At 49.9% G+C, this 19207-nt stretch carries 14 protein-coding genes; 12 read left to right on the top strand and 2 right to left on the bottom strand.

What is annotated here, in order from left to right; translation table 11 throughout:
• The first annotated feature begins 118 nt into the window (after positions 1–118).
• From H6G07_RS23880 to H6G07_RS23855, 6 genes are all read left to right on the top strand, one after another.
• Positions 119–499, top strand: a complete 381-nt coding sequence (locus H6G07_RS23880) for a DUF1304 domain-containing protein (RefSeq protein WP_073610816.1) — start codon at positions 119–121, stop codon at positions 497–499.
• Positions 500–697: 198 nt separating this feature from the next.
• Positions 698–925, top strand: coding sequence for a hypothetical protein (locus H6G07_RS23875; protein ID WP_139297188.1), 228 nt, complete (start codon positions 698–700; stop codon positions 923–925).
• A gap of 214 nt (positions 926–1139) precedes the next feature.
• Complete coding sequence (locus H6G07_RS23870) at positions 1140–1904, top strand: catalase family protein (protein WP_073610818.1); 765 nt, start codon at positions 1140–1142, stop codon at positions 1902–1904.
• A gap of 66 nt (positions 1905–1970) precedes the next feature.
• Complete coding sequence (locus H6G07_RS23865) at positions 1971–6377, top strand: P-loop domain-containing protein (protein WP_073610819.1); 4407 nt, start codon at positions 1971–1973, stop codon at positions 6375–6377.
• A 70-nt stretch (positions 6378–6447) separates the two neighbouring features.
• The gene (locus tag H6G07_RS23860) at positions 6448–6684 is read left to right on the top strand and encodes a hypothetical protein (RefSeq protein ID WP_073610820.1); all 237 of its coding nucleotides are present in this window, start codon (positions 6448–6450) and stop codon (positions 6682–6684) included.
• A gap of 47 nt (positions 6685–6731) precedes the next feature.
• Positions 6732–8909 (top strand): P-loop domain-containing protein, encoded by a 2178-nt coding sequence (locus tag H6G07_RS23855; RefSeq protein ID WP_073610821.1) that lies wholly within the window; start codon positions 6732–6734, stop codon positions 8907–8909.
• A gap of 554 nt (positions 8910–9463) precedes the next feature.
• On the opposite strand, the gene tnpC is transcribed toward H6G07_RS23855, so the two are convergent.
• Positions 9464–10831, bottom strand: a complete 1368-nt coding sequence (gene tnpC, locus H6G07_RS23850) for an IS66 family transposase (protein WP_073610822.1) — start codon at positions 10829–10831, stop codon at positions 9464–9466.
• Between the two features lie 65 nt (positions 10832–10896).
• On the opposite strand from tnpC, the gene H6G07_RS23845 reads away from it, so the two are divergent.
• On the top strand, positions 10897–12363 hold the full coding sequence (locus H6G07_RS23845) for a tetratricopeptide repeat protein (RefSeq protein ID WP_073610823.1): 1467 nt from the start codon (positions 10897–10899) through the stop codon (positions 12361–12363).
• 16 nt (positions 12364–12379) lie between these two features.
• Here H6G07_RS23845 and mobF read toward each other — a convergent pair whose 3' ends face one another.
• On the bottom strand, positions 12380–15802 hold the full coding sequence (gene mobF / locus H6G07_RS23840; RefSeq protein WP_073610824.1) for a MobF family relaxase: 3423 nt from the start codon (positions 15800–15802) through the stop codon (positions 12380–12382).
• A 325-nt stretch (positions 15803–16127) separates the two neighbouring features.
• Between mobF and H6G07_RS23835 the strand changes: the two genes are divergently transcribed.
• The 5 genes from H6G07_RS23835 to H6G07_RS23815 all read left to right on the top strand — a co-directional run bounded on the left by H6G07_RS23835 (position 16128) and on the right by H6G07_RS23815 (position 19072).
• Entirely contained in the window at positions 16128–16352 is a 225-nt protein-coding gene (locus H6G07_RS23835; protein WP_073610825.1) for a hypothetical protein, read from the top strand.
• Between the two features lie 140 nt (positions 16353–16492).
• Positions 16493–17272 (top strand): hypothetical protein, encoded by a 780-nt coding sequence (locus H6G07_RS23830; protein WP_073610826.1) that lies wholly within the window; start codon positions 16493–16495, stop codon positions 17270–17272.
• Entirely contained in the window at positions 17269–17751 is a 483-nt protein-coding gene (locus H6G07_RS23825; protein WP_073610827.1) for a hypothetical protein, read from the top strand. Before H6G07_RS23830 ends, H6G07_RS23825 begins: the two co-directional genes overlap by 4 nt.
• Positions 17752–18054: 303 nt before the next feature.
• Entirely contained in the window at positions 18055–18315 is a 261-nt protein-coding gene (locus H6G07_RS23820; RefSeq protein WP_073610841.1) for a hypothetical protein, read from the top strand.
• Positions 18316–18484: 169 nt separating this feature from the next.
• Positions 18485–19072, top strand: coding sequence for a Uma2 family endonuclease (locus H6G07_RS23815; RefSeq protein WP_073610828.1), 588 nt, complete (start codon positions 18485–18487; stop codon positions 19070–19072).
• Positions 19073–19207 lie beyond the last annotated feature (135 nt).

Genomic DNA, 19207 nt, shown 5'->3' with positions numbered 1-19207 from the left:
ACATTAGTGTCTGTCTCCACCAAGATGATTGCCCGTTGGCCCATTAACCAATGGAGAGTGCAGGAAATAAAACTATTCGTCGAAGTTAGACCAGTTTTCAGAAAGGAGATATTTCAAAATGCTAAATGCTGCAACGGTTACAGTTTTCATTGTTGGTGCCATCCATGTTCTCGTTTCCATCGTAGAGATGCTCTTCTGGAAGAACCCAGTAGTTTATCAAAGGCTCGATTTTACTACTGATGTGGCAAACCAGGTTGCCCCGATTGTTCAAAATGCGGGTTTATACAATGGCTTCATTGCTGCTGGACTCATTTGGGCAGCTTTTGCCAAAAGCAATACTGTGCAACTCCGAGTCTTCTTCCTGGTTTGTGTCATTATTGCTGGTATCTTTGGTGCATTCACTTTGAAGTGGACAACTCTCGCCTTGCAAACCATTCCCGGATTTATAGCGCTGGCTTTTGTCTGGTTCACGCGCTCTCAGTTGAAATTTCAAAAGTGAGTTGGTTTGTGATCTGACCGAGCAAAAGCAATCGCCCTTTTCTTTCCATTCATCCCACTCAGCCGTATTGAGATAAATACCCCGAAGTTTGCAATCACCTTCAATTCTCACCTTGCTAACCCCCCCCGAGAATTTTATAGCATGGCAAAGGGGGCTGATGACAAGGATTTTTTTCTACCCACACACCTACAAAGTCCTATGACACTTACTAACAAACTAGAACTGGCACAGGAAAATCCCCCTACAAGTGAAAAGCAGACAATCGCAGCGATCATCAAGCTATCGCAAGACCTCTTAAATAAGACTGCCGATCCGGTGCAGCGGCAACAGCATCCAAAGAGTCATGGCTGTGTCAAGGCCGAATTTATTGTGAAAGACGTGCCAGAGCATCTGAAATTTGGAGTGTTCACAGAGCCTTGCACCTAGGCACTGGTCTGCCAACAGGAGATAAATGGCGGAAAGCCTCTCTAGACAAGCGCTGTCAGGATTTTGGCTCCAATTGGCTCAACCCATTGCCGAATAAAGGTTTTAGGGCTCCATCACCTTTTAAGAGACCAGTACCTGCACCTATCCTGCCTGGGTTCGCTTCTCCAATGGGTCTTCTAACATCCAGCCCGATGCCAAGGGTGATGTGCGTGGTATGGCGATTAAACTGGTGGGCGTCCCCGGTGAAAAACTTCTGGATGGCGAGAAGGGTGCCACAACCCAAGACTTCATTCTGATCAACCATCCGGCACTTTTTTTGGAAGATGCTCAGGATACGCTGGCGATTTCTAAAGCCCTGCTGGCAGTCAAGAAAATGCCGAAGGCGTTGAAACCGTTGCCTTTCCTCTTAATGTATGCACCATCTCATCGGAAGCAGGTGGGCATTCTCAAAGCCATCCGTCAAAAGCCGGTGACCAACCTTCTACAGATACAGTACTGGAGCACCACCCCCTACAAGCTGGGGCCGCACGCGATTAAGTTTGCAGCTATCCCTCGGGAGCTACAACCAACTGGGGATAGCCAACCAACCCCAACGTCAGATAACTTTCTACGGGAAGCGATGGTGCAGCAGCTCAGTCACCAGGATATTTTCTTTGATTTTATGGTGCAGGTGCAGACCGATGCGGTACGCATGCCGCTTGAAGATGCCACAGTGGAGTGGAGTGAGGCAGATTCTTCTTTTGTCAAGGTGGCGACTATTCGGATTCCGCAGCAGCAGTTTGATACAAAGGCTCGCAATGAATTTGACGAAAATCTCTCGTTTAATCCTTGGCATGCTCTTCCTGACCATAGACCGCTAGGTGGTGTGAATCGGGTGCGAAAGGAGGTGTATCAGGCGCTCGCAGCAACGCGACACCAATTAAACGAAGTGTCTGTGCAAGAACCGACAGTAGCCGACTTCAACAATCCAACCCTTTGAAATAGGAAAAGTGCGATCGCCCCTTGTCTTGCCTGACATATACAAACTTCTTACCTGAAACCAACCATGCCATTTCTCAACCCCAAACTAGGAATTGATTTCTCAAATTATATTGCCGATCGCACGCTCAACTTCACAGGACGAGAGTGGGTGTTTGAGGCAATTCAGAGTTGGTTGGCTGATTCTAATGGTGATCGCTTTTTCTTGCTGACGGGTGAACCAGGGAGTGGCAAGACGGCGATCGCGGCTCGACTTGCTCAATTTGCTAATGGAGAGAAGCAAGACCAAAAATTTGACCAAGGTTTCCTAACGGCAATTCATTTCTGTTCTGCGCGCTATAGCACCTCAGTTGATCCCAAAAACTTCACTGAATCAATTGCCTTGCAACTTGCCCAAATTCCTGCTTATGCGAATCTTTTGAAGGAGATTGGTACAAAACAGGTTAACATTCAAATCACTCAAAATATTGGGATTGCCACAAACAGTGCTGTTCAAGGTGTAGTAATTAATAACCTGGATGTCTCGGGAGTAATGTCAGCTCAAGAAGCCTTTAATTTGGTTGTGCTGAATCCTTTAGAGTCTCTATATCAGCAGGGTTTTAATGATCCCCTTGTGCTTTTAGTAGATAGTCTGGACGAAGCTTTGACTCATGTTGGAGAAACCAAAATTGTAGATTTACTCTCTAGAATTCCTCCATCAGTCAAAGCACGTTTTATCTTGACAAGCCGCAAAGAGACACAAATTGAAAGTGAATTAACAGGAGTACGAGAATTATTTCTCTCTGCTACAGAGTTTGAAACCAGAAATCGGGAAGACATCACTGTATACGTAAAACATCGTCTAGAAAGCCTACCTCTGCCTGCTCAAACCACAAACGATACTTGGAGAAAGCAACAAGCTACAAAGATTTCTGAACTGTCGGAGGAGAACTTTCTATACGCTCGGTTTTTACTCGATGCCATCTCATCTGGGCAACAGTCTATTACAGAACTGGATAGACTACCAAAAGGTTTAGAAGCTTTATATTTCGATTCGCTGAGGCGGGTAGTAAAACTTGGGAAAAAAGATTGGGGAAGCATTTATGCTCCATGTCTTGGGATTCTTTCCGTTGCACAGGAAAGCCTTACTATTAGTCAGATTCAAGCTTTTACCCACAACTCAGAATCATTAACTTTGGAGTGCTTAAGTGACCTACGACAGTTTGTTGACGAAATCAAACCAGAAAAAGAAAGCCTTGTGCAGAAATATAAACTTTATCATCAATCAGTAATTGATTTTCTAGGAAAAAAATCCATTGTGATTGATAGTAAAGAAATAAATAATCCTTATTACACACCAGAAAAAGAGCAGTATGATCGCATTTTGCAATCCTACTGTCCATTAGACAAAGCGTGGAAGGATATTGCTATAGGAGATTTTGATGAATATGGTTTACGTCATCTCACTCAACATTTAGTGAAAGCAGAACGTACAAGGGAACTGCATGACTTGTTAGCTGTAGAGACAATCACTAAACGCCATGCATGGTTTGAAGCTAAAGATCAGATTGGCGATCTAGAAGGTTTTCTGACAGATATTGCATTGGCATGGGGTAAGGCAGAAGAGGAATTCCAACTCAATCCAGAAAGAGCAATCAGCCTACAGTGCCGCTATGCGTTAATCACCACTTCGGTTGGCAAACTGGCAAGTAATATTTCAAATAGCTTGCTAATTAATTTAGTAAAAGCTCAGGTGTGGACAGAACGTAAAGCATTGAGCTACGTGAAGCAGATCCCAGATCCAAAGCAAAGATTGAAAACACTGATGAGTTTGACACCGAATCTAGTTAGTGAGCCTATGCAGCAAACAGGATGGCAAGAGGCGTTGAATGCATCTTTAAGTATTAAAGATCAAGAAAAAGCTTTAGAGGCTTTAAAAGAATTATTTCCTAACCTGCCTGAATGCCTAAAGAAAGATGCTCTTGAAGTAGCTCTAAACCCCCCATCTGATAATTCAAGAGGTAGTGATTCAAGGTTTAGTTTTATCATCGACAAGTGGACGGATACTCTACTTGCAATTATTCCTTGCCTTTCAGAGACTCTCGCAGCAAAAGCTTTTACCACACTAATAGGAACCCGCTCCTGGCGCGTTTTAATTGATTCTCCTCATCTTTCAGATTCTCAATGGCTGATATTGTGGCAGAAGGAGTTAGAGGTGAAGTATGTTTGGCGCTCTAACGCATTGGATGAAGGAGCATGGTTTGAAAGGGCACTGTTCTCCGACAAATTTTTTGAAACTGGATTACATCAAGTTGCTGGATACGGGATCTTTTGGGAAACACGCATCGCTGCTCACTTATCTCAATTTGCGCTTTCAGACGCTTTAAGAATACTTTCAGAAGTCTCTGAGATCAACCAAGTTGCTGGCTTAACTGCACTAGTTCCTCACCTATCATTATCCTTTAAGCAAGATGCTTTAGCGATTGCTTTAAGGATCCAAGATGATGAATTAAGAATGTGGGCGCTTAGATTTTTAGTTGTTTATCTCAATGAACCTGAGCAACTTCAAAGCTGGCAAAAAATTCTAGAGCTGACCTCCACATTAAAGCTATCTAAGGGGAGAAAGCTACGTTTTTTTGTCGATTTAGCGCTTTGTATACCAGTATCATTACAGCAACAAGCTTGGCAGGAAGCGTTAGATATATTTGTAAGCCTAAGTGACAGTGAGCGTTGGAACGAAGCTAATAAATTTATTTCTTACATACCTGATATTTGGAAACGGGATCTTCTAAACAGAATATTGGCCCTCTCTAGTCAATATAGTAAGAGATATGCACTTCTAGATTTAGTTCCTCATTTACCAGTTCCATTGAGGCAAGAAGCTTTAGATGCTGCGTTGTCGATTCCAGCGCAACAGGTGTTAGCAGATAAAATCCAACGCGATCTAGGAACTACTATCGAGTTACCAGGATTGTTAGGGCAAGCAGGGAAAAAAGTATTTGACGTCGCGACTACTGCATTCAGCTCATTTTCGGAATACGAAACGCTTGAATCGTTATGCAATATTTCTGATTATTTACCTGAATCCTTAAAGCAAAGTGTTTTGAGCGATGTACTCAAAGTAAAAAAGGAAGAAAAACAATCAGGGCTACTTCAAAAGCTATTTCCTAACTCAAATGAAGCTCAAAAACAGCAAGTTTTACATTCCATTCTGAAATATCGCAACGAATCTGAGCAGTCAAAGTTATTTCAGAAATTACTTCTCCACTTAGATGAGGCTCAAATAACACAGATTTTACAGTTTGCACTGAAATATCGTAATGAAAATGGGCAGTCAGGCTTATTTCAGCAGTTGCTTCCCTATTTGAATGAAGTTCAAAGGCAACAAGTTCTACAGTCTGCACTAAGATACCGTAATGAGCATGAGAAGGCATGGCTATTATATGCAATCCTGCCATATTTGCTAGAAACTCAGAAGCAGCAAATTTTGTCAGAATTATTAAAGCTGACAATGAAGCTTAATGACGAGAAAAGTCGTGTAAGTTTGTTGAGAAATTTAATTCCTTCTTTAGCTGAATCAGTAAACCAGCAGTTACTTGATTCTGCCTTTTCGATCAAAGATGGAGTAAATCGCTTAAACCTTCTCTATTCACTCTTTTCTCGTATTCCTGAGTCTTCCAAATTGAAACTGTTAAAAGCAGTTGAAGAGATTCAAGAAGATGAGTGGCGTGCTGAAGGACTACAGCACTTGACACCTCGTTTAGCTAATGAATTACAGCAAGAGGCTCTAAGAATCGTAAAAAACATCAAAGACCAACAAGTACGCTCCCAAGCTCTCGAAAAGATTTCTGTTAGTTTACCAGAGCCACTGAAGCAACAAACTCTCAAGGATGCCTTGAACAGTGTTTTAGCAATTGGGGATGAGAAATGGCAAGGAATTTTAGTACATTCGCTTTCCAACTCTCTAGCTAGTTCTTTAGTCCAAACAACACTTAAAACTTTTGCTGGAACTGCTGCGGGTGTTGGACTATTTTTTGAGAAAAGAGAGAAGGGTCAAGAGTATGGACGGAAAATAATTTTAGAAGAGTTTGAGCGTGCTATGCCAAGCGCAATCAAAAATGAAATACTACAGGAATTCTTAGCATCAAAAAACGATTCAGAGCTTGTAGACATTTTTCTGAATCCAGTTAAGAATCTTCCTCAGTCTGTCAGACCATTAGCTTTACAGGAGTACATTGATTACTCAATGAAATCTGAGGATGGTAGTGCAGTTGTAATTGCGCTTGAGGTTATTGTTCCTCAATTAGCTCTTCTACCTACAGATGAACTATACACACTTTGGTGTCACTTCCTTAAAAATTCAGTTAATCGTCCTCGTTCAACTTTCCTAATGTTTCTACATCCTTTTGTTAAGGTTATATCCATGCTTGGAGGGAAAGATACGGCTAAGGCAGTAACGCTCGCCATTCGAGATGTTGGTCATTGGTGGCCTTAATGAAGCTTATATCAAGGAGTTTAGATGTTATTGAGTTTTTCGGTGAGCACCACCTGTGATGTGAAATTCAATGATTGAAGTCACCACGATGCAACTAAAAGCGATCGCCTTCCCCAACCTCCAACAACTCGCCGAAGGTTTCACAGGTCGATCGCACATTTTCACTAACACAAACCACTGGCTTCAACAAAAGGATCAGCGGTTCTTCATCTTGACTGGAGAACCAGGAGTAGGGAAAAGTGCGATCGCTATCCTTTCAAATCCTAAAGGTTATTTCAGCATCACTCCTGGGAATGGCAGATTGTAGATATTAATCTCTACACAGCGATCGCTCAATTGCTCTCCCCATTAACTATGCTATCCCTCACTCGCAAGCTAGGTATTAACAGCACCAATGAGACTAGCGATCGCCCCTCAAACTTCACAGGGCGTGAATGGGGCTTTAGGGCAATCTACCAATGGCTCTCTGACCCCACTGGCTCACGTTACTTTTTGCTCACAGGAGAACCAGGTGCAGGCAAAACTGCTATCAGCGATCGGCTAACTCAATTCTCCCAAAGCGCAGACCCCCTACATCCAGACCTATTGCCCAGTTTTCTTAGGGCAATTCATCACTGCTCTGCCCGCGACAGCACCTCTATCGACCCCAAAACCTTTGCTCGCGCTATTGCCCTCCAACTCGCACAACACATTCCCTCATTCGCTCAATCCCTAAAAGATACCGGCGAAAAGCAAGTCAACATCCAGATAAATCAGAGTGTTGGGGCAGCTAATGACAGTAGTATTCAAGCCCTCGTTATTCACAACCTCGATCTATCAGGCATAATGACCACCCAGGAAGCCTTCAACTGGGTCGTCTTAAATCCGCTTCACGCCATTTATCAAGCAGGCTTTGACCAACCAATTACCATTCTGGTTGATGCCTTAGACGAGGCCCTAATCCACGAGGGCGATCGCACCATCGTTGATCTCCTTGCCAACCTGGAAGGCTTACCGCCCCAAGTTCGCTTCATCCTGACTAGCCGCAAAGTCCCCCAGGTCGAAAACAAGTTTCTCAATGCCGTAGAACTCAACCTTTCCGCTCCGGAATTTGATATCCATAACCAGGCTGATATTCGTGCCTATATCCAAACCCGTATCTCCCAAGCACCCACACTTTCAACCCACCTGTCTAATCTAGAACCCCAGCTGCAAGAATCCGCGATTGATCAAGTCACCCAAAAATCAGACGGCAATTTCTTGTATGTCCGATTTCTGCTAGATGCAATTGAGCAAGGAGAGCGATCGCTCACCAATCTTGAAGGACTCCCAGAAGGGTTAGACGGCTTGTACTACGAATCCCTGGAAAGAGTCGTCACCCTGGGTAAGCAGAATTGGCGAACAACCTATGCTCCAATCATCGGTGTTCTCTCTGTTGCCCGTACCAGCCTCACCCTTAGCCAATTACAAGCATTTACTCAGCAAGCAGAATCTGCCGTTTGGCAGTGTTTAGGTGACCTCCGACAGTTTTTAGAAGAGCTTGAGCCACAGCCAACATCAACCACGGAAACCAGCTACAGGCTGTATCACCAATCAGTTGTGGACTTCTTGAGAGTGCGATCGTTCAATTGGAGCAAAAATAGCCGCCACAACCCCTACTACCTTCCACCCCAAGAATTCCATCAGCAAATTGCCCATCACTACTGGCAGCCATCTCAAGCTTTAGAAACTTTGAATTTGCATCATCTAGACAGCTACGGCTACGATCATCTGACATACCATTTGTTCGAGGGCGATCGCACCGCCGATCTACACCAACTCCTCACCGCCTCTCCTCAGTGGATGGAGGCCAAATTTATCCACTGCCAGGGCGATGCTGCTTACGCTGCCGACCTCGACCTATCGATTAGCAGCTTTGCTGACCCTCTCACTCCGGCACAGTTGCTACACCTTTTGCAACTACACACAGCCCGCCAAGTTGTAGCCCAACGAGTCAACCGCTATGACGACGTCAATCTCAGAACGCTGGTTTGGCTAGACCGTGAAACAGAGGCTTTAAACCAGGTTCGTCTGCGCCCCCAAACCCAGCAGCGGTTTTGGGGGCTATTTCTCCTCCATAAACTTCTACTAGAGAAGGGCGAGCCTTGTGCAGACCTGTTGACCGAGTTGCAGACAACAGCCAACATCATCGACGATCCCAAAGCCAAAGCGATCGCCCTGGGCGGTATAGCCCATGCCCATGCCAAAGCCGGTCAGCAGTCCACTGCTCAGGATTACTTTGCTGATGCCCAGCAGTTAGCCCACCAAGTAGACAATCCAGCCCAGCAAGCTTTTGCCATTAAGGAACTGGTAGCGTCCCTAGCCCAAACTGGATATTTTGCCGAAGCCGAGGCAATGGCCCGCACGATAGCTAGCCCTAGATGGCAAGCCTGGAGCTTGGCCACCTTAGGGACATCACTAGCCCAATCTGGCCAACCTCAAGCTGCCGCCCCCCTCTTTGCCGAAGCCGAAGCTATAGCCCGCACCTTGCCCAACGAGTATGACCAGAGTTAGCTCCTTACAGAAATTGTTGACGCTCTCCTTACCGCTCAAGCGGTAGAAGCCGCAGACAGGGTCGCTCGAAGCATCGACAAGCAGGCTAACCGAGCCAAAGCTCTAGCCCAGATCGGCAGCGCCTGGGCAAACGCAGGCTGCACAGATCAGGCAACCCTGTTGTTCACTGAAGCTGAGACTCTAGCCCGTTCCATCGATCAGGATTTTGAACAAGGAGAAGCCCTAAAAGACCTAGCCCAAGCGCTAACCCAAGCCAGGCGATATGCCGAAGCAGAAAGAGTAGCCCTAACGATTGAGACTGATTGGGCTAAAACCAAGGCGCTAGCAGACCTGGCCGCTTCCCTGGCCCAAGATCACCAGATTGAGGATGCGATCGCCGAAGCAGAGAGAATCGCCACCTTCATTCAAGATAACAGCGGCAAAGCCTTTGTGCTGAGGGTTTTGGCCATGATGCAGGCCAAAGCCGGTCGAACAGCAGAAGCTACCCAGCTATTTCAAGCCGCCAGGGCGATCGCTCCAGTGGTTGAAGATCCCCAAATTCCTATCGTAATTGCTCAACTCAGTAGCCAATCGGACTGGTATGAGGTAAGGGCGCGAGAAATGGCTTCAAAGGCAGACATACCCTGCCGCCGAGCCGTGTTGACCAGCGAGCGCACCTGGGCGAACAACTCTGCGCCCCAGTCGGAGCGAAGGCCATGGGTGACCTTGCGAAAGACCACACTCCAGCGCAGCGCCTGTTCACTGGAATTATTGGTCGGCGGTACCGGTTCATCGTCGAGGAATAGCAGCAGATGCGCTCGAATCTTTTGGTAGCGTTTGAGCAATCGCTGCCCCTCGGGGGACTTAGGCTTCAGATTCAAGACCTCCCGTAGGCTACCTCTCAATCGAGCACGGTACTGCTGAAGCGTCGAGGCGGCCAGGGTGTGTCGTCGTCGGTTCACGGCAATGGCACGCAGGAATAAGTGCTTCATTCGAGGGGCAAACAGGTCATCACCTGCGTCAATGGCATATTGACAATCCCTAAGTTGATGGGCCAGACAAACTTGCCAACGCTCGGCGGGGTGGGCCTTTTGGGCACTGAATAAGTCAGAAACCCAAACTTGGGGGCGATGACCGGCCATCATCTCGTCAATCACGGCTTTCCCCCGGCTGGGACGAATCACATGCAGACACACCTGCTCATTCTGGAACACCCACTCCCACTGGTTCTGGCCGTTGAGCCGAGCACTGGTCTCATCACTGCACACCAGGCGAGCACTGCGCAGACGCTCGACAATTCGGGCCACCGAGGACGCTAACTGGGTTTGAACCCGCTGGAGCAGGTTCGCAATCGCTCCAACGGAAATCGTTATCCCGTACAGATCCCCCATCAGTTGGCTGAGGCGCTGATAGCTCACCGCATGGTGGTACCTCAGATACGTCACCACGCTGGCAATACTCTGACCAAACGGCGACCCCACCTCTAAACCAACCGGTACGGGGGCTTCATAGCCCTGCTGACAGCATGGACAGTCTCCCCCATAGCGTTCGACGCGAGTCACTTGGGGTCGCACCTGCGGTAGTTCAATCCGCTCATACACGGCTTTGAGTTGCTGCTTAGTCGGGTCTACCTCAGTGCCACAGTGGGGGCAACGGCTCACTTGCGCTACCACCACTTGGTCGGGTGATGCACTCAGTTCTCGTCCACCGCCCGCTCGACCCACACTTGCGGTTCGCTGGCTTTGACTGGGCTTGGAACCCTCTGAGTTTGGCTTAAAACCCTTCGCCGGAGGCAAACTTGAATTGCGTGACGTCTTCTTAATGCGCTTGCCTTTGAGCCTTTCGACCTCGGCCTGCAAGGCTTGCACCATTTGCCATAGCTCTCGTATCAGAGCATCTTTCTCCTCAGAACTGAGGCCTTCTAACGGCGGCAGGTCTTTCATGCCAAAAGTTTACCACTCTCTCTTTTTAGCCGGTACCCGTCAACCCAGTTGAGCAATTACGGACAATGTTTTCCCTCGTGGTCTTAGGCACGACCATAAAGAAAGCCGGTCATCAAAAGGAATCTGAGCAAATGTTCCAAGCTGCTCTATCGGCTGCTAAATCCATTGAAGACGAGATAGACCAGAGGACGACCCTTGGGGCAATTGTGACCGACTTTGCAGAGCAGGGGTTGGCCTTAGAAGCCGAGCAATTCGCTCAAGTTATTCAAGAGCCCTTAGAACGTGCCGGGACACTACAGCAAGTTGCTATCTCCTTTGCTCTATCTAACCAAAAAGCTGATGCTCAAAGGCTTTTCCAGGAGGTTGAAGCTTTAGCTGAGGTTCTGAAAGACTATCGCCATGAGGATATTGCTCTTCCTCGCCGTGAAGGTGTACTGACAGGGTTATCTCGGGCTTTAGCCCAGATAGGCTATTTTGCAGAGGCCGAGAGAGTAGCTTGGGCCATTAATGATAAGGACTGTCGGCAGCAATCCGAAGCTTTAGCTACACTATCTAAAGCATTAGCTCAGAAACATCATTTTGAAGAAGCCGAAAGAATTGCTCGATCGATTTCTACAGACAATAGACAACGGATAGATGCCCTGAGTATTTTGGCAGTTGCTTTAGCCCGTGTCGGACAAGAGACCACGTCAGCGGCTCTATTAGCTGAGGCTCAACAGCTAGCCTTAACCATAGAATCTCCTGATCGGAAGCCTTGGGCATTACTCACTATAGCAACAGTGTTTATCCAACTTGGCCAATGGACAAAGGCAGAAGATACTATCTCGACCATTGAGGACAAGCAATGTTTGGGCTTGGCTTGGCAGGAGCTAGCGACAGCTTCACAAAATCCAAACTACATTGCTCAAGCCAAACAAGTAGCCGAAACAGATCTAATTAACTTTCAGCAAGTAGGTATGTTCCAAGATCTCGCCAAACTCATGCTTCAACTGGACCAGCCTGCTGAAGCCGAGGAATTTTTTGCAGCCGCTGAACAGGCAGTAGATCGTGATGTATCACAATATCAGGCATCTCTGCGTAAGGATTTAGCTATCAGCCATGCTAGACTGGGTCGGTTTTCATCTGCCAAAAAAATTATTGACAGAATTGACCGCTGGACAGAACGAGATAGAGCTTTGACTGCCGTGGCTAGAGAATTGTCGCAGGTGGGTCAGTTCTCGGAAGCCAAGCATTTAATTTGGGCCATTCAAGATGATAAAGAACAACGATTGGCCTTAGGTTCTCTTGCGCTCGCCCTTATGAGACAGCATCGCTTTGCTGAAGCCTTAGATACCTTGGACACTCAAACACCAGATGACTTTATCCGTATTCTGGCGATCGCCACCGCAAGTCTAGAACAATTAGAGGTAGGGCTATCCAGCCCCGTCCTCAGTCACATCCTTCATATTATTGGCTGGGTACGCCCAGACTGGCAAAAAATTGCCACCATCCTGTCCCCGCTAACATCACTCGCCCCATCCATGACCCGTTGAACCCACATCACCCGTTCTAATCCCCCAATTCCCACTGGTGCTTGTGCTGCTGTCGTGGGGATGGACGCTGTTTTTGTTGCTCAGCATAAATCTTGCGAACAAGCCAATTCACATAGCGTCGGGCTTTATCTTTTCCCTCGTTCTGTGCAATATCTCGAACCATAAAGCTCCCAGCGACCAACATCAATCCAACATCCTTGCGGGCACATCCAGCGTTCAATGCCCGCTGTGCAACCTGCCGATCCAAATCAACTTGGTTAGCTACCTCAATACCAAAGGAATATTGCTGCCACATCTGCCGATAATGGCTATTGCTAGAAAGAGAACCCGCTTCCGGGGTAGTCGCACCCACATCTAGCTCCCCATAGGTGCTGGTTAATGCTTTGCCCCTGCCATCTGAACTGTCACGGCACTCTCCTAGCTCTCGTTCAACCGGCCTTCCAACCGCTCTAGCGAGTCGATCAACTGCTGCTGCAAGGCCAATTCGGTCTGGAGCTGCCCGTTCCAGCTGCTCAAAGCCGCAATCAACAGCCGCAACTGCTCCTGCAAGGTCGCCTGCGCATCGGAGGAGGTCTCGTCGCTGACGATACGCTGCAATTGCGCGACCAAGCACCCCAAGCTCTGGTTCCAGTGCTGCGGCCACATCGCCAAATTCTCGCCCAAGATCTGGACGTGGTCTTCGAGGTGGAGTACCCGCTGCGTATTCACGCAAATCTCGGCCCGCAGCGGTTCTAAGCTGCTCCACAACACGCTGGCCAATACGCTCTCCCACTGCTCTGGGGTCAAAGCCGGAGAAGGGTTCTGGTTTCCATTCTTCCCGTTGTTCATGCTGTCCATAGGTCATCACCTGTTGAGTTAATGGCACATAGTCACTGACGTTCTCCTTGGCCCGCGACACCTGGGCCAGCCGCACTAGGTCGGCCTGGCTGGTGGTGTACAACGTCACCGCCTGCTTGGCTCTAGAAATCGCCACATAAAACGCTTCTCGATTCGTCGTTTCGCCCAGCAGGGCTAACACTCGTTCCGCCGTCTTGCCCTGGCTGCTGTAGGTGGTGCTCACCCAGGCGTAGTCCACGTACTGATTTCCGCTAAGGTCGATGGTGGAGGTTTGGCCTGCCCCATCCCGAATCGTCGCCGTCCCATCCGCTTCCAACCCCATCACCACAAACCCCTGCCCATTGCGGATTCCAGCGTTGGGGTTGTTGCGTGTCCACCGCAGGCGATCACCCACCGCTACCGAAATCGATTGCGTTGTGTATACCGTCTTGCGGGGGCACAGAGACGGATTGATCGACAACACCGACCCACTCGGCGTCTCCAGCACCACCTGCTGGGCCTCGGAGTTCACCGCGATCACTCGGTACTGTTCCCCTCTGATCAACCCCTGCTTCCGATAATCCTGAATTGGCACCAACACATCCCCCGGTGCGTAGGCCTTGAGGTAACTGGACTGGGCCGTAGTCAAATCCTTGCGGCGCAAGCTCTGCATCACAAAGCCATCCGCACCCAAAGCCCCTTCATTCTGTAAGCCAGATCGCATTGCCTGGGTCAGAGCCAACCGCTCCGCATTAGTTCCCGCCAGCACCAGCGTGGCCTTCCGCTCCTCTGTTGCCAGCACCAAATAGTCTGTCACCACCTGCTGAATCCGCTCCTGGGTTTGAGCCCCTTCCTTAACACACCCCGCCTGAGCCAGTAGCTCAATGCCTTCACTGACCTGCCCCTGGGCCACCAATTCCACCGCTGATCGCAGCACCCCATTCTGCTGTCGCCGATGGGTCTCCAGGTAGGCGGTGGTCATTCCCCCCGCCTGCAAACTTTTGAAGGGATTGCCCGCTTCTACTGCCGAAAGTTGCCGGGTATCGCCGATCAGCAACACCCTGGCCTGCTTCAGTGCCGCCCGCCGGAAGAGGGCATGGGCATCCTTCATGCTCAAAAGTCCAGCCTCATCCACAATCCAGACCGTCGGCTGAGGCGGTTTATCTAATGGCTGCGACACCAGCAGCCCAGCCACTGTGATAGTTTCAATCCCTAGCGATTCCCCCAAGACATGGGCCGCTTCAGCACTGGGGGCAAAGCCTCGGATTACGTAACCTTGCGCCTGAGCCAGATCCTTCAAAACGCTTAGAGCATAGGTCTTGCCCGCTCCGGCTACCCCTTGCCACGCCATCACCGCATCCGGTGTGGTGGCCGCCATTTCCACCGCGTTTTGCTGTTCGGAGTTCAGGGAATGGCTTACCAGACTGTCCAACTGGATGCCGTTGGGGACAATTGCGCCCACCTGTCCTCGCCCTTGCTGCATCAGACGAATGGTGTTGAGTTCTAGATTGAGGGCGGTTTGGGTAGTTAACTTGTCGTCGGCGACTCGGATGAGTTCAGGACTTTCGGCAATGCCTTGCTGGATCGCCTCAAACCCCTGCACCCCCAATTCATGCTCAAAGACAAAGCGCTCCAGCGCCGTCCTCCGAAACACCGACTCCCGTTCCCCACAGTGCTGAATAGCTGCGTCAATTATCGATGTGGCCGATGAAGATGATTTAGCTAAGGGAGCGACGCCTTCGGGCAACTCCGGCATTTCTAGCCCCTTCAACTGAATCAGCGCATTCCACCCTCGCTGCAACAGCCCCTCGTCCACTTCTTTGGGCTTCCGCTTCCGCGATACCAGGGTCGCCGTTTCCCGCATTGCCCGGTTGTTTTCAGACCCCGTCACCTCCCATTCCTCGATCAGCCTCAGAATCTGCTGCCGCCGGGTCGAGAACGCCTTTAGCAACTCTGGCGAATATCCCGCCAATTCAAACTGCCCGTGGGCCTTGGGCTCAATCTGGTATCCCTGCTGCTTCAGCGCGACGGCCAACTCGTTCTGGTAGATCTGGCCCAGGAGTTTTTGGTCGGCGATCGCGGCCTCGTTGCTCAAACTAAACCACCGCCCATCCTCCAACTGAGTCGCATTCATCACCACACAATGGCTGTGCAGCTGCGGCTCCGCCTCCCGACTGGTGGAGTGGGTGAACACCGCTGCGGCGATATTCCCTGTCGTCACCTTTGTCCTTCCGGCCTCGGTTGAAATCCGGGTCTGAGCATAGCGCTCTTCCAACACCGATAGCGCTTTAGCTACCGCCTGATGATGGGCCACTAACACCCGTTCGTCTTGCTGCACCAAGGCTGCAATGCTGACACTTTTGGGGGCGCTGAAGGTAAAGTCGGTTGCCGCCCGTCGCTTTTTTGGGTCAATTACCTTTCCTGTCAGCGATCGCCCATCGGGAGCCTGCCCGGAAAGCATCTGGCTGAACTCTTGCTGATTGACGACCCCAGCCAAACCCGACGACGCAGCCCCTTTGCCTACCCACTGCGTCGGGTGAGCCGCTTCTTCAGCCGAGTAATAGTCCTCGTGGGTGTAATAGGTCTCCGCTTGAGCGACAGAGAGGTTGCTCGTGGAAAGCATGGAGAAGCTGGGTTAAAAACACGACACCACCCTGGGGCGAAAGCGGCAGCGTCTTCAAAAGCGGTAGAAACCCCGAGGGGAGGGCCGTTGCCCGGTTTTTGCCAAAACCTTGGCGTACTGTGTGACCTCTCCGCGAAGCCCCCGATAGGGGCGCAGCATCCTGATACACCAAATTGTATTCCAATCAATCAGCATTGTGGGCACGCGTCCCAAAAGATCACATTGCTCTCTGTGAAAATCAGCGCTTTTCGCAAATTTTCACAAAGTTGCACGGATTTGGCTGAGTGAGTGCTGATAAATAAGTCAGTGATTGGGAGATGTTCCTATGAATTCTTATGCTCCGACGCTTTTATTAGCCTGCGACTTAGGTAAATCGGGCGGCAAGTTCTTCTACAAGCTGCTCCACGGCCAGACCCATGCCCTTTGGATGGAGGCGGAAGTAGCCCAACGCGAAGCCGCTGGGGTCGAATCGATCAGCCCTGGGGGCCGTCCGCAAGATTGTGCCTGGTACCGCAATGGTGAGGTGTTGACGTTAATGGTGAGGTGTTGACGTTTGTGGGCAAGGCCGCTCAGCGGTTTCTCGACTACAACAGCTTCAAGTAAGACAAGAGCCTAAAGGCTCCCGAGCGGATTGTCGGGGCACTGGGAGCGATCGCCAAAACCGAAAGCCTTCCAGCTCGCTTTGATGCGGTGGTCTGGGTGCTGCTGCCGATTAATGAATTGGCTACCCGTCAGCAGATCGCGTCTCGATTAACAACCCTGGCTCAAGGCTTTCGATTTCAAGATGAGGTGGAGTACCGGGTGAATCTGACGCTCAGCTTTCGGCCTGAGGGATACGGTATCTACGTCCAGCGCAAGGCTCAGCTTCAGCAGGCTGGGGTGTCCATCGCTCAGCGCACCACCTGGATTGAGATGTTGGGCCACCGCAACGGCACCCAACTCGCCTTCGAGACGGGGACGCTGAACTCGGCTAAATCAACCTCCAAGTTTCCGGGCTTCTGGGAGTCGTTTGAGAAAGCGGCCAATGCGGCGGGGGTGTCGGTGACGGAATACGACGTGCTGCTTAGGGCGCTGGAGACCGGGCAGTCACAACAGTACTCGGTAGCCAAGGGGACTTCGGTTGATTTCTCGGCGGCGATCGCCCAGGTGGAAGCGGCATATCTGGCCAGCCTGGAATCCCACTTTACCGACCACCTGCTGCCGAGTCTGGCGACGGGCAAGGGCGATGTGGTACTGGCAGGCGGAGCTGCTTACCTGATGCGGGAACCGTTACAGCAGTTTTTTAAGGAGCGCGGGTTTGCGTCTCGTCTGTCGTTTGCCTGGGAGCACCAGGAGGCGTTGTCCCAACTGGTCAAGGCTCAGCTGCCCGAAGCGGTGGAACTGCCGTCTCTGCCGATGCGGATGACCGATGGCTTTGGTCTGTTCCAGGCGTTACTGGGAGATGCTAATCGGATGCGGGGGGCGTCATGAGTCAAGACCGTTCAGATCGGGTCAAGTTTATCTACAACGCCCAATTCCCGGCGGCTACAGCGGTCGTGCTGAATTATCTGCTGAACAACCCGCATTTCACTGGTCGCCAAGGCCGACAGCAGGGGATGGATGCCATGATGGCGTTCTACCGTCCTCTGGCGGAAGAGTTCCACGGCCAGTTGTCGGTCTCGGAGATTCAGGAAATGGCGCGGCACTGTGTGGAGCGGTTGGCGAAGCAGATTGCTGATTTGTGCGATCGCTACCACATTGCCAATCCAGTCATGGCTAATGTCGGTGCTTCGGCTCCATTGGGCAGCACTGCTCGACTGGAAGCCATCTTGGAGGAGTTAGTGGTGGTCGTCAGAGGCGGAGGGGCGATCGCGCCCCCATCCCCTATCCCAGCATCTGTGGATATTGAGAAGGGGGTGGCGATGGATGGAGATGAGCTAGGCGACCTGGGAGATATCCTCAAGGACTAACTTGAGGGCGATTCTGAGTCGATGCTCTATGCCTAGGGCGTTGTGGGCCGCATCTACGCCACAAAAGCATCTGCCAGCAGTATTTATAGAGATTAGACAGATCCGCCAAGGCACCTAGTCATGCTGATCAAGGTTTAACTATTGTTAATATTCAGCATTAAATCAGCTAAACTGTTGTTGATTCCTTTAGGATGACAGTATCAGGACGGTACAACTTGAAATAACCAAGAAAAGTTGTGTCGCTATGCTCTACCAACTCTGAACCAGAATTTGTCTTTGCTGTTGACCCAGGAGTTGGGTGCCATGCTGCTTTTTGTCAATAAACGAACGGCCTCAGAATGTCTTAACCTCAGCGGCTCGACCCTGAAGAAGTATCGTCTGAAGGGCGACTGGGTTGAGGGCCTCCACTGGGTGAGGATTAACAGCCGCTGTGTGCGCTACAACCTGGAGTTGATTCAAGACTGGCTGCACAATCGGGATAACCCGAATGCCCACATGCGGGCGATCGAGGTTTATCGGCAGGGCCTATTGAGCTACCCTAGGAAGCCGCGAAAAGGGAAATAGTGTTGTGTTTTATGGGCTTGGCAGCCTACCGTACCCTAGGGTGGCGCGATCAGGCGGCTGAAGTTGGATCGCTGGAACTAAGGTTGAAATCGCGCAAAGTTTTGGCAATAGCTGGTTCTAGAGGCTGGTCTACAATATAGGCTCAACCTTTTCTGTCGGGGCTTTGCCAATGGTTTCTGCCCAAGTACACCATCGACTCACACCGCAAGAGTACTTTGAGTGGGAAGCCCAGCAAGAGCTGCGGTACGAGTATTTTGATGGCGAAGTTTTTGCCATGGCTGGGGGCTCGCTGCCCCATGCCGATATTGCTCTGAATGTTGCCAGTCTGTTAAAGGCACAGCTACAGGGCAGCTGCAAGGTGCGAAACTCTGATGCAAAGGTTGGCATCACTGAGGATGGCCCGTTTGTCTACCCGGATGTGAGTGTGAGTTGTGATGAACGAGACCGCACGGCGCAAAAATTTTCTCGCTACCCTTGTTTGATTGTGGAGGTGGTCTCGCCGGGGACAGAGGCTTATGACCGAGGTGGAAAGTTTACGCTCTACCGTCAGTTAGACAGCCTGAAGGAGTATGTTTTGGTGGGCTCTGAGGCTAAAACGGTGGAGGTGTTTCTCCGTAGTAGTGATGGAAGTTGGACGTTTATTCCCTATGGAGTAGGTGAAACTATCGAGTTGGCTAGCTTGGGAATAAGGATACCGATGGAAACCATTTATGAAGATGTAATGTTAGAGCAAGACGGTAGTAAAACTAGCGTCTAACAGGTTTTGAATTGGCAACACCAGGTTTATTTTGATATATGCAAAATTCAGTGATGGATACTATCCGCCATACTTTCTAATTCAAGATTAGCTACACAACCTGGGTAGCCCGAATGCCAATATACGGGCGGTCGA

The sequence above is a fragment of the Phormidium tenue FACHB-1052 genome (assembly GCF_014696675.1).
GTDB lineage: Bacteria > Cyanobacteriota > Cyanobacteriia > Phormidesmidales > Phormidesmidaceae > Nodosilinea > Nodosilinea tenuis_A.
Note: the sequence above shows the minus strand (reverse complement) of the source record. Positions and strands in the feature narration are given on the sequence as shown.

Bases quoted from the DNA above. Each gene is read 5' to 3' on its own strand.
- mobF (WP_073610824.1), bottom strand. From the start codon at position 15,802: ATGCTTTCCACGAGCAACCTCTCTGTCGCTCAAGCGGAGACCTATTAC.
- H6G07_RS23870 (WP_073610818.1), top strand. From the start codon at position 1,140: ATGGCGATTAAACTGGTGGGCGTCCCCGGTGAAAAACTTCTGGATGGC.
- H6G07_RS23860 (WP_073610820.1), top strand. From the start codon at position 6,448: ATGATTGAAGTCACCACGATGCAACTAAAAGCGATCGCCTTCCCCAAC.
- H6G07_RS23820 (WP_073610841.1), top strand. From the start codon at position 18,055: ATGCTGCTTTTTGTCAATAAACGAACGGCCTCAGAATGTCTTAACCTC.
- H6G07_RS23880 (WP_073610816.1), top strand. From the start codon at position 119: ATGCTAAATGCTGCAACGGTTACAGTTTTCATTGTTGGTGCCATCCAT.
- H6G07_RS23875 (WP_139297188.1), top strand. From the start codon at position 698: ATGACACTTACTAACAAACTAGAACTGGCACAGGAAAATCCCCCTACA.
- H6G07_RS23865 (WP_073610819.1), top strand. From the start codon at position 1,971: ATGCCATTTCTCAACCCCAAACTAGGAATTGATTTCTCAAATTATATT.
- H6G07_RS23845 (WP_073610823.1), top strand. From the start codon at position 10,897: ATGTTTTCCCTCGTGGTCTTAGGCACGACCATAAAGAAAGCCGGTCAT.
- H6G07_RS23835 (WP_073610825.1), top strand. From the start codon at position 16,128: ATGAATTCTTATGCTCCGACGCTTTTATTAGCCTGCGACTTAGGTAAA.
- H6G07_RS23855 (WP_073610821.1), top strand. From the start codon at position 6,732: ATGCTATCCCTCACTCGCAAGCTAGGTATTAACAGCACCAATGAGACT.
- H6G07_RS23815 (WP_073610828.1), top strand. From the start codon at position 18,485: ATGGTTTCTGCCCAAGTACACCATCGACTCACACCGCAAGAGTACTTT.
- H6G07_RS23825 (WP_073610827.1), top strand. From the start codon at position 17,269: ATGAGTCAAGACCGTTCAGATCGGGTCAAGTTTATCTACAACGCCCAA.
- tnpC (WP_073610822.1), bottom strand. From the start codon at position 10,831: ATGAAAGACCTGCCGCCGTTAGAAGGCCTCAGTTCTGAGGAGAAAGAT.